This is a genomic window from Burkholderia cepacia (assembly GCF_029962485.1).
Taxonomy (GTDB): Bacteria; Pseudomonadota; Gammaproteobacteria; order Burkholderiales; family Burkholderiaceae; genus Burkholderia.
This window is the reverse complement of sequence record NZ_CP073639.1, coordinates 652,971-675,772: the sequence shown is the minus strand read 5'-3', so window position 1 is coordinate 675,772 and position 22,802 is coordinate 652,971. Positions and strand designations below refer to the sequence as shown.

General features: G+C 57.9%; 16 protein-coding genes and 1 pseudogene. All 17 read left to right on the top strand.

Annotated elements, in window-relative coordinates; all coding sequences use genetic code 11:
- Window positions 1–303 precede the first annotated feature (303 nt).
- The 17 genes and pseudogenes from KEC55_RS34045 to KEC55_RS33965 all read left to right on the top strand — a co-directional run bounded on the left by KEC55_RS34045 (window position 304) and on the right by KEC55_RS33965 (window position 22,665).
- Window positions 304–9,582 (top strand): filamentous hemagglutinin N-terminal domain-containing protein, encoded by a 9,279-nt coding sequence (locus KEC55_RS34045; RefSeq protein WP_282511896.1) that lies wholly within the window; start codon window positions 304–306, stop codon window positions 9,580–9,582.
- 2 nt (window positions 9,583–9,584) lie between these two features.
- A complete protein-coding gene (locus KEC55_RS34040; protein WP_282511894.1) occupies window positions 9,585–10,163 on the top strand; it encodes a hypothetical protein in 579 nt (192 codons plus the stop codon).
- 243 nt (window positions 10,164–10,406) lie between these two features.
- Window positions 10,407–10,688: pseudogene (locus KEC55_RS34035) on the top strand (filamentous hemagglutinin N-terminal domain-containing protein); the annotation flags it as partial.
- Between the two features lie 417 nt (window positions 10,689–11,105).
- On the top strand, window positions 11,106–11,426 hold the full coding sequence (locus tag KEC55_RS34030; RefSeq protein WP_282511893.1) for a hypothetical protein: 321 nt from the start codon (window positions 11,106–11,108) through the stop codon (window positions 11,424–11,426).
- Window positions 11,427–11,561: 135 nt separating this feature from the next.
- Window positions 11,562–11,789: a hypothetical protein gene (locus tag KEC55_RS34025; RefSeq protein ID WP_282511892.1), complete on the top strand. Its 228-nt coding sequence runs from the start codon at window positions 11,562–11,564 to the stop codon at window positions 11,787–11,789.
- A 358-nt stretch (window positions 11,790–12,147) separates the two neighbouring features.
- Entirely contained in the window at window positions 12,148–12,495 is a 348-nt protein-coding gene (locus KEC55_RS34020) for an immunity 8 family protein (protein WP_282511891.1), read from the top strand.
- 367 nt (window positions 12,496–12,862) lie between these two features.
- Window positions 12,863–13,075 carry a hypothetical protein gene (locus KEC55_RS34015; RefSeq protein WP_282511890.1) on the top strand — a complete coding sequence of 71 codons (213 nt, stop codon included), beginning with the start codon at window positions 12,863–12,865 and terminating at the stop codon, window positions 13,073–13,075.
- 386 nt (window positions 13,076–13,461) lie between these two features.
- Complete coding sequence (locus KEC55_RS34010) at window positions 13,462–13,752, top strand: hypothetical protein (protein WP_282511889.1); 291 nt, start codon at window positions 13,462–13,464, stop codon at window positions 13,750–13,752.
- A gap of 1,402 nt (window positions 13,753–15,154) precedes the next feature.
- A complete protein-coding gene (locus KEC55_RS34005; protein WP_282511888.1) occupies window positions 15,155–15,430 on the top strand; it encodes a toxin glutamine deamidase domain-containing protein in 276 nt (91 codons plus the stop codon).
- On the top strand, window positions 15,427–15,675 hold the full coding sequence (locus tag KEC55_RS34000) for a YrhB domain-containing protein (RefSeq protein ID WP_282511887.1): 249 nt from the start codon (window positions 15,427–15,429) through the stop codon (window positions 15,673–15,675). Before KEC55_RS34005 ends, KEC55_RS34000 begins: the two co-directional genes overlap by 4 nt.
- A gap of 789 nt (window positions 15,676–16,464) precedes the next feature.
- Window positions 16,465–17,064, top strand: coding sequence for a hypothetical protein (locus tag KEC55_RS33995; RefSeq protein ID WP_282511886.1), 600 nt, complete (start codon window positions 16,465–16,467; stop codon window positions 17,062–17,064).
- A gap of 54 nt (window positions 17,065–17,118) precedes the next feature.
- Complete coding sequence (locus tag KEC55_RS33990) at window positions 17,119–17,346, top strand: hypothetical protein (protein ID WP_282511885.1); 228 nt, start codon at window positions 17,119–17,121, stop codon at window positions 17,344–17,346.
- A 92-nt stretch (window positions 17,347–17,438) separates the two neighbouring features.
- Window positions 17,439–19,535 carry a filamentous hemagglutinin N-terminal domain-containing protein gene (locus tag KEC55_RS33985; protein ID WP_282511884.1) on the top strand — a complete coding sequence of 699 codons (2,097 nt, stop codon included), beginning with the start codon at window positions 17,439–17,441 and terminating at the stop codon, window positions 19,533–19,535.
- Window positions 19,536–19,539: 4 nt separating this feature from the next.
- On the top strand, window positions 19,540–19,671 hold the full coding sequence (locus tag KEC55_RS33980; RefSeq protein ID WP_282511883.1) for a hypothetical protein: 132 nt from the start codon (window positions 19,540–19,542) through the stop codon (window positions 19,669–19,671).
- Between the two features lie 71 nt (window positions 19,672–19,742).
- Window positions 19,743–21,476 carry a ShlB/FhaC/HecB family hemolysin secretion/activation protein gene (locus KEC55_RS33975; protein ID WP_432626333.1) on the top strand — a complete coding sequence of 578 codons (1,734 nt, stop codon included), beginning with the start codon at window positions 19,743–19,745 and terminating at the stop codon, window positions 21,474–21,476.
- A gap of 95 nt (window positions 21,477–21,571) precedes the next feature.
- A complete protein-coding gene (locus KEC55_RS33970) occupies window positions 21,572–22,426 on the top strand; it encodes a peptidylprolyl isomerase (RefSeq protein WP_282511881.1) in 855 nt (284 codons plus the stop codon).
- 95 nt (window positions 22,427–22,521) lie between these two features.
- On the top strand, window positions 22,522–22,665 hold the full coding sequence (locus tag KEC55_RS33965; protein WP_282511880.1) for a hypothetical protein: 144 nt from the start codon (window positions 22,522–22,524) through the stop codon (window positions 22,663–22,665).
- Window positions 22,666–22,802: the final 137 nt, after the last annotated feature.

Here is a 22,802-nt window from a genome sequence, read left to right as displayed (position 1 = left end):
CAAAGTTTGACGTCACTGACTCGTCCGGCGACCAGTTTTGTGTCATCGGCATGAGAGGCTTGGCGGAAGGGGATTCGGCGCTTGTCGGGCGAGATCGGATAATTATTGGAATAATAAAATCTAAAAAACAATCGAATGACGTGACATTGATGTGATTGCATCATTGCTGATACTTAATAACGAAACGGACCAGATGCGGTCTATAAGCATTGATGCATCAGCAGCCCAAGCCATGACAATGGTTGACCATCTTTCGGTTTTGGCTGTGCGAGCATCTGTCGAAAATTCCGAGAGAGACCAACCATGCGCCGCAAGACGCGCGATGTCGTGTTTCGGCACGTTCAACGGGGAACGGCCAAACAGAAAATTATCTTAGGTCAAGCTTCGCTGAAAAGCGAAGAGCATGCGCTTTGGGTCAAGGCAACCGCATGGGTCATGTCGGTCGTGATGTATCTCAGCCCCGCCATGCTTCTGGTCGACCAGACTGCGCATGCTGCGCCGATCATCGATCCGCGTGCACCGATCCCGTTTCAGCCGACGGTGACCGCGACTAGCTCGGGCGTCCCCGCCATCAATATTCCGGCTCCGAACTCCAATGGTGTGAGTCTCGGACAGTATCAGTCGTTCAACGTAGGACCCGAAGGCCTCGTGCTGAATAACAGCACGATTCCGGGTACGCCTCTGCTGGGCGGTTCGCTTGGCGCGAACCCGAATCTGAACGGCCGACCAGCGTCGTTGATCATCAACCAGGTCACGTCGAACAATATCGCAGTACTGAATGGGCCGCTCGAAACCTTCGGCGCTGCGGCGCCGATCGTGATTGCGGCTCCTGGCGGGATATCGGCAAACGGTTTGTCGCTCACGAATATCCCGAATCTCACGCTGACCACGGGCACGCCGCAATTCATCACGGGCGTCGGCGGCACCTCGACCGACTTTGCGCACGCGGGTGCAGTCGCATACGACGTTCGGTCCGGCAACATTTCGATCAACGGGCCGGCAGGCGTAAACGGGCCGGGAGCAGGGATCGAAGGGACTGTCGGGAATATCGACCTGATCGGGCAAACGGTGACGCTGGCGGCCCCGATCCGCGCGGATCAACGAATCAACGTCGTGACGGGCAACCAGCTCGTTACTCCGACCACGACGGGCAATACCGGCACCGCGTACGGTATTGCTGCTAACGGTCTGCCGAACAACGTCACGGCCATTCAGACACCGAACGGCCTGGCGATCGACGCGAACCAGTTCGGATCGGTCACGGCAGGGCAAGTTTATATCGTCCAAACCGCGGCGGGCCTTGGCGCCAACATGCAAGGCCCGTTGACCGCGACGGCGGGCAACGTCGTTGTCAATTCGAACGGCGACGTCACGGTCGGTCAAACGTTTGCCAGCCAGAACGTCAGCCTGACGAGTGCGGGCAACACGACGATCAGCGGTACGGGACTCGCCAACCAGAATTACACGGTCAACGCCGACGGCGACATCAACGGGACCGGCTCGGTGTCGGCCGGGCAGAACGTATCGATGAATGCCGGCGGCAATTTAAACGCTGAGTCAGTCGCGGCAAACGGTTCGGCGAACCTGACCGCCGGACAGGCGATGTCGATCGGCTCGCTGTCCGCGCACGACGTTGCGTTGCAGGCGACGAATGGCGACCTGACAGTCGGTGGGTTGAGTGCGCCCGGCGTGATCTCGGCCAAGGCCGGACGCGATCTGACGGTGAACGGTGCCGTTCAAGGCGGCAGCACGGTCGCGCTGACGGGTGGACGCAATGCGAGCGTGAACGGTGCCGTATCGGGCGTCGACAAGACGTCGATTGCGGCGACCACGGGCACCGCGCAAATCGCGGGCAGCGCGATCAGCAACGCGGCACTCTCGGTGACGGCTGGACAGGACGCGGTCGTAGGCGGCAATGTCTCAGCGCAGGGCCCGTTGACCGTCACCGCGAGCGCCGGCGACGCGACAATCTCCGGCACCGCGGTAACGCCAGGCACGCTGACGGTTCAGTCCGGCGGCACCACGACGCTTGGCGGGCAAACGCAGGCCGCGACCGCAAACGTGTCCGGCGGCAATGTGGCCGTCAACGGCGCGCTGACAACGACCCACGACGCGACGCTTGCGGCGGCGAACGGCAACCTGACCGGGACTGGCGCGATCGGCACGACGACGGGTAACGTTGCGCTTTCGGCGAGCCAGAACATCGCGTATAGCGGTGCGGTGCAAAGCGGTGGGGCGGTCACCGCGACGGCTGGGCAGGATGCAACGCTCGCGAACGTATCGGCGCCGGGTGCGATCTCGATCACGGCCGGTCGCGATGCGACGGAAACGGGCAGTTTGACCGGTGGCAGCACGGTTTCGATGACGGCCGGCCGCGGCGCCAGCGTGAGCGGCACGGTCGCATCAGTGGGCGACACGACGATCACAGCGCGAACCGGCTCGGCGACCGTGAACGGTAGTGCTCAGTCCAATGGTGCACTGGCTGTCAGTGCTGGCCAGAACGCCTCGATTGGTGGCACGGCGCAGGCACAAGGCCCGGTATCGATTACCGCGCGAGCCGGTTCGCTGACGGGGCAAGGCAACGTCACGTCGTCTCAAGGCGCGGTCAATCTGGCCGCCGGGCAAGCAATCGCGCTGAACGGTGCCGTGCAGAGCGGCCGCACAATCAGTGCGGCGGCGGGTACTAACGCCAGCTTTGGTGGCACCGTTGCAGCGCCGGGCGCCGTTACGATCCAGGCAGGGCAAGATACGACGCTGGCCGGGAGCGTAACGAGCGGCGGGAACTTGAGCGTCACGTCTGACGGAAACACCAGCATCAAGGCGGCGGCCGCATCCGTTGGCGACATGACGCTCGCGGCGAACGGCGGCACCTTGAGCACGTCAGGGAACGTAGTGTCGACGGGCGCGCTGAATGCGAGTGGCCAGCAGGGCGTGAATTTGGGCGGTACGGTCTATAGCGGCGGCAACGCGCAGATTGGATCGACTGCAGGCAACGTCGCGGTGGCAGGCACGGTATCGACCCCTGGCACGTTGAACATCAACGCGGGACAGGATGCCTCGGTTGCCGGGACCGTGCAAAGCGGCCAGAACTCGACGATTGCGGCCGCGCGTGACGCCAACCTGAACGGTGGTCTCGAGGTCGGCAATTCCGGCAATGCGAGTGTGACAGCTGGGCGCGACATCAATGGCACCGGCGCGATCGGCGTCGCGAACGACACGACACTGAAGGCTGGAAACAATATCGGCATCAGCGGTACGGTCCAGACCGGCAACAATCTGACGGCGACGGCAGGTAACAACCTGTCGGTCGGCGCGACCACGGCTGTCGGTACCAGCACACTGACGGCGACGAACGGCGCCGTAACGTTGACTGGCGATGCGCTGGCGGGCGGGGCGACGACGATCACGGCGGGCACGGACGTCAATACCCAGGGCAGCGTCAAGAGCCTCGGGGATCTGTCGGTCAACGCGAAGTCGGGCAATCTGACGGCGGCCGGCGCAGTCTCGACTGCTGGCAACGCGGCGCTGAACGCAGGCCAGAACCTGGCGCTCAACGGCCAGACGACCGTCTCGAAGAACGCAACGCTCGCAGCGACGAACATCACGACGCAGGGTGTCTCGGTTGGCGGGAATCTCACGGCTATCGCGAGTAACGCGCTCGATACGTCCGCAGGGCAACTCAATGCGCAGTTCGACGCGAATGCGCCGGCGCTGTCCGTTGGCGGCAACGCGACGCTTTCGGGTGCGAACGTGACGACCGCAAACGCGGTGGTCGGCGGCGCGACGCAGATCACCGGTACGAAAAGCCTGACGACGGGTGGCACAGCTGCGTTCAAGGGCGATGCGACGTTGGCGGGCGGTATGGTCAATAACGTCGGTACGCAAATGGCGGCCGGCAATCTGAATGTGTCGGGTACGACCGTCACGAATTCGGGTGCACTGTCCTCACTACAGACCGCGACGATCAATGCCACGGACCTCGTGAACAGCGGCTCCGTCTATGGGCCTACCACGAACGTCACGGCGAGCGGTAGCGTCACCAACTCGGGCAGCCTTCTGGCAACGAACGCGCTGAACGTCACGACGGCGAATCTGAGCAACCAAAAGGGTGTGTTGTATGCCGGTGATGTTGCGAATCCGACCGCTGCGACGGGCAATACGACCGTGACGGTGACGGGGGGCAACGGTTCGTTCAACAATTCAGGCGGCACGATTTATGGACAGAACAACGCGGCGCTGAATCTGCCGAACCAAACGTTGGATCCGTCCGCGGCGACCTTCGGTACGGTCGACAGTCGCCGTGGCGTCAATCTGTCGGCGCAATCGGTCAACAATTCGGGAACCTGGACACTGCCGAGTTCGAACGTCACGGTGTCCACCGCGCAGGGCTTCAACAACACCGGCACGATCAATCAAGGCATCGGCGCACTGACGTTGAATGGTGCTGTCGGCAATACCGGCGCGATCAATGGCAACGACCTGACGATCAATGGCTCGCTCGCCAATCAGACCGGTGGCGCTGTTGCGGCGCTCGATGCGCTGACGCTCAACGGTTCGGGTACGAATAGCGGTACCGTTCACGCAGACAATACGCTGACGATTGCCGGGACGAGCTACGACAATTCGAACGGGGTGACCAGTGCAGGCGGTAGCAAGAGCCCAGCCGGTAGTGGCAACGCAACGATCAATCTGAGTGGTGATCTCGGGAACGCTGGAGGTACGCTGACGGCGACGAACGATCTGAAGATCACGGCAAACAACGTTAACAACTCCGCTGCGGCAACGGTTACGACCACCACGACCACGAAGACCGTCGACAATCCGGGGTTGCTGATGGCCACGCCGATCGGCTCGGAATTGGTCTATGCGATCTATAACGTCGGCAAGGACGGTGGGACGCTGACGCTTGGGCAGGCAAACTTGCCGGCGACGCTCGGCGGGCTCCTGTCGGTCGGCGGCGAGCAGCCGACAAAATCAACCGTCTGGTCGATTTCCAGCGCGCGGCTGATCTATCAAGGCTGGGGCGACGCCTCGCCACCGGTTGCGTCCTCGGGAACAGTCCAGTTTGCACTGGTACCCACGAGTAATGCACCCAAGGGTGCCATGTGGGTTGTCGTGCCGCCTTCTACGCCGGTTTCTGGTGCAACGACGGTTCAATCCCTCACCCTGCCGACCGTTACCGAGACCACCACCACGACCGGTGCGACCGTGACGTCGTCTGTCATCGCGGCCGGGCACGACCTTAACCTGACGGCCAACACGCTCAATAACCAGAGCGGCGTCGTAAGCGCGGGGCACGACGTCAACGTGAACGTGCAGCAGCTCCAGAACGGTGGCTCGAGCTTCACGTCGTCGGTCACCGACACGGTCGATGGCGCGTCGCTGAATGCGTTCCTGACGTCGCTGCAGGCGCTGCAGAAATCCGGGTCGATCGGCGTGGCTGGCACGGCGAACCCGAGTGGCACCTATCAGTGCGAGGGAGGATATTGCCTGGTCGGTACCCCAACGCCGCCGGCAACCTATACGATCAGCGCGCCGGGGACGGTGCCGCTGGAGACGACGATCAGGACCGCCACGACGCAAGGCGCCGTCGGGCAGATTCTTGCAGGGAACAATCTGAATCTGTCGGGCGGCAATCTGACCAATACCGGCACGCTCGCGGCCGGCAATGACGTCACGATTCAGGCGGCAAGCTTCACGAATCAAGGATCGAATGTCGGGTCGAAGGCCGTGACGGCCGGGTGTGCGTCGGGGGTGTCGAATGCCGGCTGCTCGAATCTGAGAACGACCAACCCGAACTCGGAGGCGTACAGCTACCAGCAGACCAACAGCAACGTGACGGCCGGCCACGACATCGTCATTGCCGCCAACCAGGTCAGCAACACCTACGGCAATTTGGTTGCGAAGAACGATGTCGTTATCGGCGGTGCTGGCACGACTGCGGCGAACACGACACAGGCTGCCAGTGTGACGAACACGTCGGCCGCAATCGAGGCAGGTCATAACGTGCAAATCAACGCGGCAAGCGTGACGAACACGATTGCCGCGCCGGTGGCGGTCCACCAGAACTATGGTTCGGCGTCGCCCTATAGCGGTTGTGGTCAGAACTGCGAAGCGTATGTCGAGGTGCAGTCGGCTACGCCGTCCACGATTACGGCGAACAACGACCTGTCGATCACAGCGGGGATGTTCAGCAACACCGGCAGTCTCGTCACGGCGCTGAATACCGCGACGATCAATGCGACACAAAGTGCATCGAGCGACAACCAGTACCTGCACGCGTACTGGACTGGTAATCCGGTCGGCAACCGAACGTGGGGCTGCCTGGGCATGGCGTCGACTTGCCAGAATCTGTATGGCGGGGCGTTCAACCCTGGCGATGCACAAGCTGTGTCGGGCCTGCCGTCGAACGTCGGATTGCCCGATTTCGTACCGGGTACGATTCAGGCGGGTAATTTGAGCGTCCATTCGCCGACGCTGAACAACACCGGCAACGTAATCGGCCAAACGATCACGCTGACGGGCTCGACGCTCGTCAACGGAATCACGAACCCGAACGTCTTTACGCCGCCACCAGTTGTCTCGGGGCAGGTGATTTCGCTGGCGCCGCCAACGCTGCCGGGTTCGATCGCGAGTTCGGTGAACAGTGCCGGGCTGGTCACGGACCAAAACGGCCGGCCGACGTCGGTCACCGGGATGACCGGTTTGCCGGCCAATACGCCGATCGGTGCGCAGACGGTCGGTCAGCCGGTCGCGCCGGTGGTCACCGTCACGACCCGTCCGGTAGGCGCGTCGCCTGGCTCGGCGTCGGCACCCATCGCTGGGGCGCCGCAAAGCGTCACCGTCAAGACGATCGCGGGTGCGACGACCACCGTGAGCTACCTGACCAGCAATCCTGCCGCCCAGGTGGTCGATTCGCTCTCGTCGGCCTCGCTGATCGCGAATTTGCCCGCGAATCTGCAACCGGGCAGCGTGCCGTTCTATTACGACCCGTACACCGAAAACCAGCTGATCGAGCAAGCAGCATTGCAGGCGATCGGCAAGGGCAGCTTCTACAGCACGACGAGTGCGACCGACAGCACGAGCCAGGCGTCGATCAACAATCAGGACAAGGCAGCGTTGTACGGCGCGGCGCTCGAGTATGCGGAGAAAAACAACGTCGCGCTCGGCACGAAGCTGAGCGATGCCCAACTCGCGCAGATCAACGCGCCGATGCTTTGGTATGTCGAGCAATCCGTCCCGGAGCCGGGATGCAGCACGACCGGCGGCGCAGCCTGTCCGACGGTGCAGGCGCTGATGCCTGAGGTGCTGCTGCCGAAGAACTTCGCGGAGGTGAACGCTGACGGCGAAATCACGGGCACCAATGTCACGCTCAATTTCGCGAACAGCATTCTGAATACTGGCACGGTCACGGCGCAGAACCTGACGGTCAACACGGATTCGCTGACCAACGAACAGCGTTCGACGGATATCGGCACGATTTATCAGAAGGGGCCGGAAGGCGTGGCGTTGCAGACCACGGGCACCGTGGCGCAACAAGGCGGCTTCATGTCGGCCGCCAATTACGACTTGCAGGTGCAAAGCCTGAACCAGATCGGCGGAGCACTCCAGAAAGTCGGCGCGGATGGCGCGGTCGACACGGCCGGCACGCAGGCGATGCTGGCGAATCTGAAGAGCCAACTTGGCGGTAACTTCACGCAACAGACCGTCACCGACCATCTCGATACGCAGGTTCTCGACGGCGACTCGTGGTTCGACCAGGTCTTCATGACCGGGGTGATGGTCGGACTCTCGATTATGGGGGGGATGGCGGCGTCAGCGGCAATCGGTGCGGCGGCGTCTGCAACGGCGGGGACGACGTTTGCGGCGGCTGTGCCGGCGACAACGACGACGATAGCGGTTGGCGCGACCGAAGTGACTGTAACGACGGCGGCGGTTGGCGCAGGCACGGCGAACGTCGCGTTGTCGGCCGCATTTGCCGGCATGATGAACAGCACGATGAGTCAGCTGAACAGCGGCGGTTCGTTTAGCTTGGGATCCATGCTCACGACGGCCGGTGCGGCAGCGCTGACGGCGGGGCTGACGAACGGCATTACGTTTAGCAACGGCGCGACTGGGTGGTCGTGGACGGCATCGAACAACAGTCTTGCCGCATTGGCCGGGGTGCAGACGGTAGGGAACACGTTGGTGCCGCAGGCGGGCATGGCGGCAGGTTCGCTGCCGACGACGATTGCCGCTATCGCGGCGGAATCGGTGCTTCAAGCGACGGTCCAGACGGCCTTGCAGGGCGGAAGTTTCCTGACGAACTTGCGCAACAGCGCAGCGACGAATGCTGCGGCGTCCATCGCCTACACGATAGGTAACCTGAATCAGGACGGCACGCTGACAGGTGCGGCGTACGTGGCAGCGCATGCAGCGCTGGGCTGCGCTGCGGGTGCAGCAATCGGCCAAGGGTGTGGTGGCGGTGCGATTGGTGGGGCCGTGTCGGCCGCGCTGACACCGGATGTGTTGAGGGTGATCGATCCGAGCGGCGCGGCGCTTGATCAAGGCCAGATGGCCATGCTGGCGGCGATTTCGACCTGGACAGGCGGTGGCATCGCCGGCCTTGCGGGTCAAAACGCGATGGCCGGTGCCACGGCAGCTCAAAACGAGGCGCTGAACAACGACGCAGGAAGTCCGACCCATACAGCTGCAGCCGTGAAGAATGGCGGGGCAATTGGTTCGGCAATCGATCTCGCTCTTGCGGTCTTGCTGCCGTGGAAAAGCTCGACAGTGCAGAGCCTGACGCAGCCTCTGACCTCGACCGTGAAGGGGGGTGGATCACTGGTTCAAGCGAACAACGGACAGACACCGCCGGCTGACCCGAATCCACTCGTGCAGGCAAACGATGGTAATCCGCCAGCGACAGGCGGAGCGGTGGTTACGCCTCCGACGGCCGCCTGTTCTCCCGGAATCGGATGTGTTGTTACGCCACCGTTGGTTTCGCCTGGCACCCCGATGCTTGCGACCGGAAGTAACGGTGATGGCAACACGTCTGGCCAGAATGCGGGGAAAAGCAGTCGTGACCCAACGACGCTGCCGAAGGGTTACACTTCTAACACGGACGGTACTATCTCTGGGCCCCAAGGAGGGACATACACAAGAACGAGTGCCGTAGATGCCAATGGGAATTCGATATTTATTGGTGGCAACGGTAACTACTATACGCTGGGGTCAGACGGCGTAAGTCGAGTCGTTTCTCCTAACTTGCCAAGTGGCATCGGTTCAACTGGGCAGATTGGGGAAAATGCACTGAAATCGCTCGGCGGTCAATCTCAGGTCGCATTTCAGACAAGTCAAGGGCTACGTGTCGTAGACCAATTAACTCCCGCTAACGTTGCTCATGAAGCAAAAGTTGGGTATACGCCGTACGACGCTACAACTATCGCTCAAGTTGCGAAGGACACCGAGCTGTTAAAATCCGGTGTTGTTAACGGAGTAACATGGAATTTCTATACCAGCCCGGTTACGGGCCAAGGTGGCCCGTCTGCGGATTTGATTAAAGCCCTTGGAAGGGCGGGAATTAAGGTAATAATTCATTAGCTATGAAATTCTCAAACTGCTACAACCCCGCCTCTGAATTTTTCTCTTCTATGAAAAATTCAGATTTAAGGGAATTTTATGATGATTTTATGCTCAATCTACCATATTGCATCGAAGAATTGATGCAGATGGTTCACAGCACATCGGAATTCAGTGGCTGGGTTGCAGACTTTTCGCCAGACTCTCTATCTGGGCTTGGAGCATGGCTGAAACGGACTGCAACGAAACGTGATTTTACCCAGAAAGAGATTGATGCATTGGGTGGTAGGCTCTCGAATGACGACGGAGCGTCGCTCTGGGATTTAAGCGACGAAACGAAAACTGCGGCCATCTATGTCGGGATGTACTACGGACAGGTTGCGCTGAAAAATAACAGGCTGCTCAGATGGGATTTACAACTTGGTAGCAGAAGGCTGGCCGACTATGGTCAGCCTGTAATCGTTGGCTCAAGGGCTGTCCCTCTCAATCCGGTGAGAGTGGTTAATTCATTTTGTCGCGGAATACTGTCGGGTGATAAGGTCGGAAGGGAGTTGAAGGGGATGTACGAATATTGGGCGGGCATTTCTCAATCTGACGTATAATTAACATTAAAACATGCAACCGCTTACCGGCTCAATCAGGAGTGGTTTGCACTATTTTATGTGCAACTCCCAAGGATTGGCGTGTTTTTTGCGTCTCTGCACATAATATAAACCAAAATTGTTGGAACTATTTCTGGGGCAAGTCGTATGGGGCGTTTCGGATTCCACAACTTTAGTGCGCTATTGACGTGCGCCGGCTTGTCCTCTTCGGTCTTCGCCGCAGGAATTGCAGCCGACGGTGGTATGGCAACGATCGTCTCCTCAGGTCCGGGCGGGCGCGCGATCGTCAACATCGCACCAGCCGTCGGAGGCGTTTCGAACAACACCTATTCGTCCTTCAACGTCTCGAGAACTGGCGCGGATCTCAATAACGTAGGCATCAATGCGCGCACGATCGTCAATCAGGTCACGCGCACGAATCCGTCGCTGATTCAAGGCAACATCAACGTCCTCGGCCCGCGCGCGAACGTTATTCAGGCCAATCCGAACGGCGTGACGGTTGACGGCGGACGCTTCACGAACTCCGCCCAGGAGCGGGTGGCTCGCCGAACAATGTCATCCTGTCGAGCAGCAACAGCGATAGCGGTTCAGGTAGCGGCAAGAGTGGTCAAGGTGCCGCAAACACAGGTAGCAACTCACTTTTGGACCCGAATGCAGAGAACCACGTGCTTTACGGAGACGGGCCTACATCTGGCGGACACCTCTCCGGCATTGGCAAACCAGGCAAGTCAGAATTTCCTGCAACATGGACGCCGTAGGACATTACAAACGCAATCTCGGAATTGCTACAAGCCCGAGCGCCGCTTGATCGAAGCCCGCGCCGGGTAATGGCTACGTTACAGGCACTGGTGCGATCAATGGAGTCGACATCAAAGTCGTCATCGACCCTGAGAAGGGTCGAATCGTTACAGGATATCCGACAAACTTACCGAGAAACCCTAAATGAGCTCCATGTCTGACAATGCATTGATTGACGGTAACCTGAATTTCATTCTCGGCGAGATGAAGGCCCAACCGGAAGTCGCTCAACACTATCCACCAAGTGGACTGACCTATGACGAACACCTTGCCCAGATCCATGAGTTTATCGATGACGCTGGGGAGTACGGCCTCGCGTACGAATACGTCGTGGGAGCGCTGGAGAGCATACCGTTCAGATTGACTGGCGTGGCACCGGTCAAGCTTCTTGAAATCGGGTTGCTCATGGGATTTAAAACGGCGCAGGAAGTAGACAAGCGCTTCGATAGGCGTCCGTCACATTAGATCTTGAGGTGGCAGTTTGTCTTCATGAAAGACAATTACGGAAAGGTGCGACTCGTGATAGGTATCCCTGCGAAAAAATGAATGCGATGAAAGAAAGCGACTGGCGTTCCCAACAAACGTTCCGAGGAACCCTAGGTGACAGTAAATAAGTCTCATCTTGATGAATTGGAGCGGCTACTGCAGAAATCGCTTGCAGCGGTTGAAACTGATCTGTCCGAGCAAGATCGGAGTGATGTCCGTGAATATATCAATCACGGCGAATACGGGGTTGCGTATGAACTGCTGGCATTCGTACTGAATAAGCAGAAGCTGGTACGTCCTACTGCGCTGATAGAGGCGGGCAGGAAAATGGGAATGGATTGAGTCGGAGATCGGGCGCCCTTTTTCTAATATCGCAGCCCAGGACCCCGGGCTCGCAGCTTCGGTGAATGGCAGCGGCACAAGCAACATCAACTTTTCCGTTGGTAGCGGAACGACCGCTGAGGCTAACCAACTTGGGAGAATTTGGGTTGGCGATGGGGCAAAGATGATGACCGACGGCTCGGGTCTTATCAGCGCTGACGGAGCTCGTGCCTATAGATTCCCCACGCAGAAAACGTCGTCTTACGCAACGACGGGCAAGCAAGCGAACTTCGAAACATACAGTGTCAACGCGATAACGGGGCAGCATGTGAAGGTGAGCAATGGCCATCTTAATGTAACCAACTGAGGAATTTGACATATGCATGCTGTTATGCAGAGCATTTCAAGTGATGAGTTTGAAATAAATTCATATGCGCCTGAGAATCCGGCATGTTTTGTCTTGAATCTTCGAATTCGGATCGGGAACGATGAAACTTCGGGTGCAGATGATTTTGAGCTTTGCGTCTGTACGCCAGCGTGGCTCAGCCAGACTGTCTGGGAGCCCAGTTGGGGGCGCCATCTACTGATTGTAAGAGAATACGACCTGTTGGCCATCGAGAAGTGCATTAATGAATACGTGGATGGATGCAGCGGTAATGACTGGAGCAGCATTGCCGGAAAGTTGGGGCGGGTTTTAGCATGGGAGTTTGAGGATTACCAAGAATGATGGGGATTCGCTAAAAAATTGGTGCGCGCCGACCACAGCCTCAAACAATGAGCAGCCTGATCGCTTGGAAACCGCAAGATTTTCTTATAATTTTTATCGTGAATTGGGGTTCGATATCATGATGCTAGAGATTGAAGGGCGGTCCTCGATTGATAACGTGTGCGAGTTGCAAGTGGTTAGGACCATCAAGGCATGGTACGGCTACGACAGTGCAGACGAAGACTACCCAATACGGACAAACTTACGAGCAAATCATCCCGATCAAAGGAACTAACGGAAGGACGATCAACACGACGTTTGTGTTCATGAAAGACAATTCGGGTACCGTTCGGTTTGTGACGGGAATTCCGACGAAAAAGTGAAAGTGATGAAAGAGAACGATGTGTTTTCGTTGTCGAAATCAGTCGAGGCCACGGTGATCGGCGAACACGACGTCGTCGTGTTACCGATTGGAACAGTTGTCTCGGTGGTGCTCGTATTCGGTGATCCCAGCGCACCCGTAGCCTATGAAGTGGAGGCCTTTTTAGAAGACAGCGGTAGATATGCGCTTGCGATGGTGGAGGCTTTTGACATTCAGTGATTTGTTGCCACAAACACGGCGGTTAGTCAGGCAGACCTCAATACGCTTGCGGCGAATGGGGTGAAATTCACGCCGAAAAATGTTGTCGCGATTGGAACAACGCCGAGTGGCCAAGTTGTTTTCCTCGAAACATGCAGTTAAAGCGCCGGTCTCCAACACATCATCGAAGCGCATGGTGCGGAGTTCGCGAAAATTGGGGTATCGCCAGTAAAAATCCCCGAGGTTGTAATGCAAGCAGTGACGGAAGGTAATGTCAGTGGTTATCAAGGGTCGGGTACTGGTCGACCTATCTATCAAGTGATGGTGAATCGTCAGCCGCAACGGATCGCTGTTACAGTTGGAAGCAACGGGTTTATTGTGGGTGCAAATCCAAGGGGGAGTGTCAAATGAGAAAAATTAAGGTAATGGCCGACTATCAATGTCATCCCCTATGGGACATGTCGCCCGGAATGTACGGCGATGTCGACCCGAAGACGCTACCGATATCAGTGGAGTTGCAGCAACAGCTTGCAGAATGGGCGCGAGTGTTCGATGAAACCTTGAACATGTTGGATCCTGCGAATTCCGGTTTCAAAAGCACGGAAGCGGAGGCGGCTTTCAAGGCAAAGGGGATTCAGCTTGCTGAGCAATTGCAGAAAGAGCTCGGAGTCGATTTTTTTATCTCTGTTGAGGCATAACTTGACAAAAAAATATGTCGACTTGCCGTACCTGGGCTCGGGTCAACAGACATCGATGTTGTCGGTGGGAACGGCAACCTCATCGCGGTTGGTGGTCCAGCCAAAGCGAATAATCTTGGGAAGCTAGGACAGGAACTCCGTATCTACCAAACGATCGCAAATCAACGTGGTGTCTCTGCCGAGGCTTACTTCGCTGAAGGTACGCCTCAATCAGCGATTAACCTTGCGACTAAAATACTTGGCGTTGAGAATGTCAAAATTTTCCCCGGGAGTAAATGATGGCCAGGCCAGTGTCGTGTAAAAATTCCTGAGAGCCTGGATCAGGCATTCCCTTTTGTCGTTTCTTTGTTGGGCGGGCTTGGACTGTCGTTTACAAATCCGGGCAACTCCACGATAACTACATGGAACGATAACGGCGACCAGGTAGAGATTGCTGCAGAAAAAGTGCATTTTGCGGCGATCTCTGGCTCTCTTCGCAACATTCAGTTTTGGAGAACTGTTAGCGAAGATGTGTTTGTTGCGTGGCAGAATGTACAAGGTGGGTGTGTTTTCTCATTTTACTTAGATGGATTGGATCCCGCTTTCGCAGTTTTGTTGACTTCAAGATTCACGGAGTTGTTATTAACGACGTTCCGGTTCAAATGCGACGATGGTGATGTGTTGACTATTTCATTTGAATAGTTCGCGGCATTTGTGAAGGTTGCAGGCGGCGGTCTTGTCTGCCTTGCAGGTCAGAATGCGATGGCTGGCGCGACGGTCGCGCCGACTCGGCCGGGATGGAAATGATGAGCAAACAAGAGCTGACTATCGAGTAAGCGTATCGTGCGATGTTCTACTTTCTGGAGCACGAGTACGAAATAACGAAGTCCGACGAGTTGGGCGGAATGCGTAACTCATTGTCTTGGAAAATATGGGGAGGTGATCAGGGATTCACGGATCCTGCCCTCATCCATGCATTACCTACGGGAAAGTAAAAATAGGAACATGGAAATTAGGATAGAAAGACCGTTCCGTTTGTACCTTGATGTGGTAGAGACGGACGAGCATGTGCCGTCGATGCGAATACAAGTCATTGTCGATGTGCAGTAGTTTGGTCACCGATTAGAGTATGGTTGGGGAGTATGGTTTGACTGTTCTGTTTGGGATGCGTTTACTAACGACCTAAATCATATTGACAAAGGGCGAGTCGATTTTTTTGATATGGGGCACTTTAATTTACGATTGAAAGCAATCTGTGGTATGTCGGTCATTGAGTGGGAAATGAAGAAGGTGGACGCGGCGGGAGCTATTTCCACTGCGGGGTTTCACTCAAAGATCGATGGCGATGCCTTGGCGGAATTGAGGGGGCAATTCGCTAAATTTAATCGATGGTGGTAGTTTTATTGGTGCGTTCCGACTTGCCTTGGTCACGCGTATCGAGGTTGCAAACGTTTCGTCGAAAGAAATGTATGGCACTACGTTTAGTGGCTGGACGACTCAACAGAGCATTGAGTCAACGCTGCTGGCGGGGGGCGAGGGAACACGCGCAGTTGTGTATGGAACGGACGGAGTAACTGGTCATGTATGGAATGCGGTGGTGCAGAATGGTAAAGTAAATTACATCGATGGTCAGATTGGTGGTAGCGGCGCTGCTAACTTTAAGAATTTCACAAATTTTCAATTTGGAGTGTTGCCATGACATTGGATATTTCGGCGGCAAGAGCATTGGCTCTCGACTATCTGGCGAAGCAGGCGGCTATGCCCGGTGGTATTCCTTACGCGATTGTGGATTCTAAAATTGTCGAGGGCGAGGATGGATGGTATTTCCCGTACCAGTCCACGGAATACCTTAAGACCAGAGATATCAACGACTCTCTGGTCGGAAACTGGCCGGTCTTCGTCAGCAAAGATGGCCTTAGTGTTGGGCCTCGGCGCCATAATTAATATATATGCGTGAATTAATATTGGATTCACTAAATATAAAACTTGGCGATCACGTCGAACTGACCGGTTGGTTGGTCGATACGAATGATGTGTTGTAAATCCTCGGAGATCATCATCCGGAGAATTACGATCACGCGTCGAGAGTACAGGTGGAAAACGGCGACATCATGTATCCGATCTTGGAAAAGGTGCCGAGCTTAGGGGGCATTATTGTTCCATCACGTAAAAGTAGATTGCATTTTGATGAGTCATTCTCCATGGCTGGTGAAAATTGAAAAATTAAGTATCGAGGCGGACAGAGATTCGGGGCGCTTCATGGTTATCGATGTTGATCCGGGTGTCATTGCCAATCTGGTCGAGAAATATGGATGCTACAAATTCAATCGACCTCGAAGCCCATTTCGAGACTGGCTAGATGATTGATGAAAATAAATCGAAGTGAGGTGGGGAATATTCTGGTGGCATTTGAGATAGCCAGTGACGTTGAAGATCCGAAGGTGCTTGGGGTCAGGACTGGCTATTCTCCGCATCATAAATTTCCCAATATAGGGTGGCTTGCGAGTGGAAAGCACACCTATGCTGACATGAAGCTTCACTATCCTGGGGAGACTCTAAGGGCGGCGATTAAATTCGCAAGTTGGGAACATATGTGTGAGAGTGTGAATGTTGGGGATCGCTTTGAGGTTCGAGAACATAATCGGTTGATTGGATATGGGACTGTTGATTCGATCTTGTAATTATCGATTGATACTTGAAATTGAATTTATGTGATTAATTGGTGAGGCGGATATGCTGGCCGGGGGGCGCGTTGCTAAGCAATTTTTTAAATCGTGGCATGTTGTTGGTATGGGCCAGTATGCCCTGTTCTGTCTTGGCGGCTGGTATCGTTCCCGGCGGCGGCACAGCGACATCCGTGTCGACTGGCCACCTACGGCGATCCAATTGGCTCCTTCGAGAGTTGGGGCAATCAGTTCATCCGATTCGAATAATCAGCTGTCGGGTGGGAGCAACGGCAATCCATCGAACACCGGTGCGGCTCCCGTGACGCCGCCGAGGGTGGCCTGTGTGCCCGGTGCGGGATGCGTGGTGCCTCCACCCCTGGTCTCGCCGGGATCACCTAACAATTCACCGAGCAATGCGATCCTGTCGAGCGGCAATGGTGGAAATGATGGTGGCTGTGCAACTGGACAAGGGGGCGTCACAAACAGCAGCGTTGGTTTCGATCACGCCACCGCGGTAGCGACGAAGGCTACTCAATACGGGCAAACCTATGAGCAGGTCCTCTCGACCACGGGCGCGAACGGAAGGACGATAGACACGACGTTTGTGTTCATGAAAGTCAATTCCGGAACGGCGCGATTTGTGACAGGTATCCCTGCGAAAAAATGAATGCGATGAAAGAAAGCGACTGGCGTTCCCAACAAACGTTCCGAGGAACCCTAGATGACAGTAAATAAGTCTCATCTTGATGAGTTGGAGCGGCTACTTCAGAAATCGCTTGCAGCGGTTGAAACTGATCTGTCCGAGCAAGATCGGAGTGATGTCCGTGAATATATCGATCACGGCGAATACGGGGTTGCGTATGAACTGCTGGCATTCGTACTGAATAAGCAGAAGCTGGCACATCCTACCGCGCTGATAGAGGCAGGCAGGAAAATGGGAATGGGTTGAGTCGGAGATCGGGCACCCTCTTCGTGGCGTCGATGACAGCTTCCTGTGTACTTTCTTGCAGCAAGAAACCTGCGCGGATTTAGAAGTAAAAAATGAAAAACTTTCCGGGGTCGAGACGGATGATCTATCGAAAACCACTCCAATTTAGCTTAGTGCTGACGTGGCTTGGCGTGTCCTGCTCGGCTTTCGCGACAGGCATCGTTGCTGATGGTGGCACCGCAACGTCTATTTCGACAGGTGCGGCGGGGCGACAGACCGTCAACATCGCACCGGCCGTCGGCGGTGTTTCGAACAACACCTATTCGTCGTTCAACGTCTCGAAAGCAGGCGCGGACCTCAACAACGTCGGCATCAACGCGCGCACGATCGTCAATCAAGTCACGAGCACGAACCCGTCCCTGATCCAGGGCAACATCAACGTCCTCGGCCCGCGCGCGAACGTCATTCTGGCCAATCCGAACGGCGTGACGGTTGACGGCGGAAGCTTCACGAATACCGGCCACGTCGTGCTGTCGACGGGCCAGGTAAGCTTCGCCGACGTAACGCTCGCGCCGGGCACGGTGCAGCGCAACGTCGTGCTCAACACGGATCGCGGCACGATCACGATCGGCGCAGGCGGCCTGACAGGCGACCTCATCGGCCTGGATCTTGTCGCGAAGCAACTGGCCGTGAACGGGCCGGTAACGAATACCTACGACAACAAAACCGGTGTGCCGAGCTTTGTCCGTGGGGCGGTCGGCAGCAGCACCACGAGCTGGAACGGGGGCATGTCGCCAACCGATAACGGCCACGACTGGCTGATCGGTACCACTTCCCCAGGCGTGGCAAGCAACGCGCTCGCGGTCGACATCACGGCCGCCGGCGGACTGACGGCCGGACGCGTGGAACTGGTCATCACCGATCAGGGCGCTGGCGTGCGCAGCCTCGGCAAGCTCTACGCGAACGCGGGCGATGCCGTGGTCACGTCAACCGGCGACGTCACGATCGCCGACAACCAGTTCTTCGGCGCACATGACGCGTCGATCTCGACGACAGGCGCGGTAACGCTACAGGGTGCCCAACTGAACGCCGGGAACAACGCGACGGTACACGCTGGTTCGATTTCGCTCTCTGACGACGCAGCCGGCCCGTCGACGCTGAGTGCACACAACGCCGTCAACCTGACCAGCAGCGGCACCATTACGAACATCGGCTCCGTGATTCAGGCGGGTACGACGGCAAACGGCACACCTTCCGGGGGCGACCTGGCGCTGAACGCGGCCGGCAATATTCTCAACGGATCGAGCGCCGTCAATCAGGGCATCATTTTCTCGGCCAACGGTAAAACATCGCTGACGGCGGGCGGCAACATCATCAACGATAACGCGCGCATCGCATCGAACGGTGGCATGAGCCTGATGGCGGCCGGCGACGTGCTGAACGTCATCGACCATTCGGGTGGCACGAATGGCGGCCAACCAACTGCATACACGGATCGCGGCGGCAGCTTCCTTTTCTTCACGCATTCGACGACTGGCGTGAACGTCGACTACGGCACCGTCACTCGGCCCGATCAAATTGCCTACCTCGCGACGACCAGTGGACCGTTGACGATCACCGGGCGGAACGTGACGAATTCGGGTGGCGTCATTCAAGCGACTGGCGGCGATGTCACCATTACGGCGCAGAACGCGTTCACGAACGCGGCAGTGTTCTCGGGGAAGGCGAACTATTCGCGCAGCTGCTGGATCTTCTGTCGCGCCAACGCGTCGAGCAACGTCACGCCCTACGGCGGCACGATTCAGGCGAGCGGCGATTCGCAATCCAGCACGGGCGGCAACATCTCGATCAAGAGCGGCACCATCGCGCGCAACGTCGGCGGCAATGTCTTTGCTACGGGTGACATCAAGGTCGACGCGCCGATCACCTACGCGCAGGGCGTGACCGGATACTCGGCGATCAACCAGGATCGCGGCTTCAAGGCGTTTTTCGGTAGTACGTGGGCGCAACTGATTGCGATGGACGTCGGCGGCGGGTTCGCCGCGAACGGACAGGTGTTCCTGACCGGCGACGGCGTGATCGACGGTGGGTTGTTCAGTGGCGGAAAGGGAGTGACGGCTGCTGGCGGCATCACTACCGTGCGTGCACCGTCGCGAACGCCGGTCTCGATCGATCAGCATTTGGGCCTGACGACGTGGTGGTGGCGTTAAGCGGATGAACTATCGAACGAATAATCGCCCCGGAATCGTCGTCGCCGGTTTTTTGGATATCCCGGTCGCCTTCGCCGCGTCGATGTACAGCGCGGCCGACACCGCCACCACCTCTCACGGGTTTCCGCACGCATAACAACGATGAAAGCACCCGTTTTCCCTCGATACAAGCTGCCGGTGCTGGTCGCGAGCCTCGCAGCATGGTACATGCCGGTTCAGGCGCAATCGGTGCCTCCGGCGGCCCGACCGGTGCAGGACCCCGCCCAGCTGATCATCGAACAGCAACGCGAACAGGCACGCCAGCGTCAGCTCGAGCAACCGCCGCCGTCGGTGACGATCCCGCCTCCGTCCGATACGACGCTCGACGTTCCGCCCGGTACGCCGGTCGACGCGATCGTCGAAAGTGGTCCGACATTTCGGGTCGCGGAGATCCTGCTGCAATCGGCCGATGGCAAACCGTTCGAGTCGCCCAGCGGCGTACCGCGCGCGAAACTCGACGCGATCACCGCCGAGTTTGTGAATCACGAACTCGGCACGCACCGCATCAATGTGCTGCTGAAGCGCCTGACAGATACCTTCGTCTCGTCGGGTTACGTGACGACGCGCGCCCTGCTCGGTGCACAGAACCTGACGTCCGGCACGCTCAGGGTCACGATCCAGGTCGGCCACATCTCGGGTTTTGTGGTCAACGGGAAGCCGATTCATCGCCTCAAGCCCGGTGAATCGTCGGCAGGCGGTGGCTGGCTCACCGACGTTGGTTACTCGAACGCATTTCCGGTGTCGTCCGGCGATCCTCTTCGTCTGTCGGACATCGACCAAGGTGTCGCGCAGATCAACCGCCTGCGCCGCAATCAGGCTGCGGTGCAGATCCTGCCGGGCCAGAACGCTGGCGATTCGGTTGTCGCAATCGACAACAAACCCGGCGATCGGCTGTATTTCAATCTCGGTCTCGACAACTACGGTAGTTCCGCCACAGGGGTGACGCGCTATCGGGCCGGTGTCGAAGCCGACAACCTGCTCGGACTTCAGGAGTCGCTGAGTCTCAACTTCCTCGACAGTCAGGACAGCAATGCATTGGTAGGATCGTTTGCCGTGCCGTTCGGTCGAAACACCTTCAGCTACACGATCGCGGATTCGGAATACCAGCAACTGATTGGCTCGACGGCGCTGCTGTATGGCCGCACGCTGTCGCATATTTTTGGCTGGAACTATCTGGTCGGCAGAACGGCAAGCGACATCACCAGCATCGACACGACGCTGTCGTGGCGGCGCACCGACCGGACCATCAACGGGGCAGACCTCGATCCGCAGCGCGTCGCCGTGCTCCGAATCGGCGGGAACTGGCTGCACAAGTTCGTGATGAACGACGCGCAGGGGAATTTCACCGTCAACGGCGGGGTTTCCCAGGGGCTACCGTGGTTCGGTGCAAACCACGATGAGCACGGCATTGCGCGCGACGCAGCGCACAGTCAGTTCACCAAGCTCGATGCGACGGCAACGGTTACGTTGCCGCTGCCGAAGTTGAACGGTGCGGTGCTGGTGTACCGAGGCGCATTGGGTGGCCAGTACACGAATACGGCGCTGTATGGCTCGGAGCAGCTCTACCTCGGCGGCATGGATACCATCCGCGGCTTTCGATCAGGTGAGATTGCGGGGGACCGTGGCCTCTATGCGCGTAACGAGCTCGCGTGGGTGAACGTTCCGATGTGGAAGGAAGGCCGTATCGAGCCGTACGTATTCCTTGATGCCGGCAAGACGAGCCTGATCGGTGCGTCGGGCTTTCCGACGCTCGCCGGCATCGGGGCGGGCCTGCGTGCGCAATGGCAGTGGCGCAAGCAATCGCTGTCGGGCGAGGTGTTGGTCGGTCGCGCGCTGGCACAGCCGGCCGCACTGGGCAACAAGGCGACACTGGTGCTCGGCACCTTGAACTGGTTTTACTAGCGCGATTTTGATCGTGTCCGATTCCCCCCGGTGTCGGACATTTTGTGCAGCGACCGAGGTCGATGTGTCCATTTACGCAAGCAGGAGCATCAAGCATGCAAACGACGTTCAACCGAATTCTGATCGCGACGACGATTGCCTGGCAATTGGCGCTACCTGTCCAGGCGCAGGCACAAACGTCGGCGTTGCCAGCGGGCGCCATCGCAACTGTGAACGGTACACCGATCACCAAGGCAGAAGTCGACGCCGTGTTGCAAGCGTCCCGCCAGCGAGATACGCCGCAGTTTCGCCAGGCGATCAAGAACCAGCTGATCGCTCAGGTGCTGATTCAGCAGGCCGCTGAAAAGGCAAACTACGGCAGCAAGCCGGAAGTGCAGACGGCCATGCAGATTGCCAAGACGAACGCCGAGACACAGCTTTTCGTGCGCGATAACGTGAAGCCTGAACCGGTTACGGACGCACAGGCGAAGGCGCGCTATGACGAGATTGTCGCATCGCTCGGCAAGGACGAGGTCAAGCCGCGCATCATCGTGACGAAAGATGCGGTGACCGCCGTGACGGTGTTGGCCGGGCTGAAGGCAGGGCAGTCGTTCGACGCACTGGCACGACAGTACAGCCAGGCGCCGACCGCCGCGGCTGGCGGTGAACTTCCGTGGGTGAGCTTCAAGACACCGGTGACGGACGGGAATACGCAAGGATTGCCGCTCGCCGTTGCGCAGGCGATCACGCAGTTGCCCGCAGGCGGTGTAACGTCGCAGTCGATCGCAGTCGGCAACGACGTAAACGGCCCGCGAGCGATCGTCAAGGTCGACGCGAAGCGACCGACGCAGGTGCCGTCGTTTGAGGCGGCGAAGGCGACGATTCAGCAGCAGCTGCAAGCGTTGGCGCTCGAGAAGGCGACAGCGAATTTCGTCGGTGGATTGATGAAGAACGCAGCCATTCAACAGTAAGCGCAACCGCGCGCATTTCGCAAACGCGCATCGATTACCGACCGTGTTGTGCGGCTGAACTGTTCCCGTACTGCACGGTCGCATCGGGCAGCTACGTGCTGGTGCAGAACCCGGACGTGTGCAACGAATTCGACATCGCGGTACTGACCAACTGGCTGCTCGAACAGGCCTGCCATCCGCTCGCGACGAACCCGGACGTCGCCGGCGGCAACGTGCTGCCGATGTATCGCGGCGGATAGCGCGGTCCGCTTGCAACGCTTCGTGCGGTTTCGTACGTTCCTTGCCGTCGCGCACGGCGAAGGTTCTGCCGCTCCGTCGTGCGCAATACCAGCAACCTGTGCGATGATGCGCCGCTTCGCGTTCGTTGCAGAACGCC

What these genes read in the sequence shown, in the direction of transcription:
- KEC55_RS33985 (WP_282511884.1), top strand. Translation starts at nt 17,439, where the DNA reads ATGAAAAACTTTCCGGGGTCGAGACGGATGATCTATCGAAAACCACTC.
- KEC55_RS34045 (WP_282511896.1), top strand. Translation starts at nt 304, where the DNA reads ATGCGCCGCAAGACGCGCGATGTCGTGTTTCGGCACGTTCAACGGGGA.
- KEC55_RS33990 (WP_282511885.1), top strand. Translation starts at nt 17,119, where the DNA reads ATGACAGTAAATAAGTCTCATCTTGATGAGTTGGAGCGGCTACTTCAG.
- KEC55_RS33975 (WP_432626333.1), top strand. Translation starts at nt 19,743, where the DNA reads ATGCCGGTTCAGGCGCAATCGGTGCCTCCGGCGGCCCGACCGGTGCAG.
- KEC55_RS34000 (WP_282511887.1), top strand. Translation starts at nt 15,427, where the DNA reads ATGACATTGGATATTTCGGCGGCAAGAGCATTGGCTCTCGACTATCTG.
- KEC55_RS33970 (WP_282511881.1), top strand. Translation starts at nt 21,572, where the DNA reads ATGCAAACGACGTTCAACCGAATTCTGATCGCGACGACGATTGCCTGG.
- KEC55_RS34040 (WP_282511894.1), top strand. Translation starts at nt 9,585, where the DNA reads ATGAAATTCTCAAACTGCTACAACCCCGCCTCTGAATTTTTCTCTTCT.
- KEC55_RS33980 (WP_282511883.1), top strand. Translation starts at nt 19,540, where the DNA reads ATGAACTATCGAACGAATAATCGCCCCGGAATCGTCGTCGCCGGTTTT.
- KEC55_RS34015 (WP_282511890.1), top strand. Translation starts at nt 12,863, where the DNA reads ATGAAAGAGAACGATGTGTTTTCGTTGTCGAAATCAGTCGAGGCCACG.
- KEC55_RS34010 (WP_282511889.1), top strand. Translation starts at nt 13,462, where the DNA reads ATGAGAAAAATTAAGGTAATGGCCGACTATCAATGTCATCCCCTATGG.
- KEC55_RS34020 (WP_282511891.1), top strand. Translation starts at nt 12,148, where the DNA reads ATGCATGCTGTTATGCAGAGCATTTCAAGTGATGAGTTTGAAATAAAT.
- KEC55_RS33995 (WP_282511886.1), top strand. Translation starts at nt 16,465, where the DNA reads ATGCTGGCCGGGGGGCGCGTTGCTAAGCAATTTTTTAAATCGTGGCAT.
- KEC55_RS34030 (WP_282511893.1), top strand. Translation starts at nt 11,106, where the DNA reads ATGAGCTCCATGTCTGACAATGCATTGATTGACGGTAACCTGAATTTC.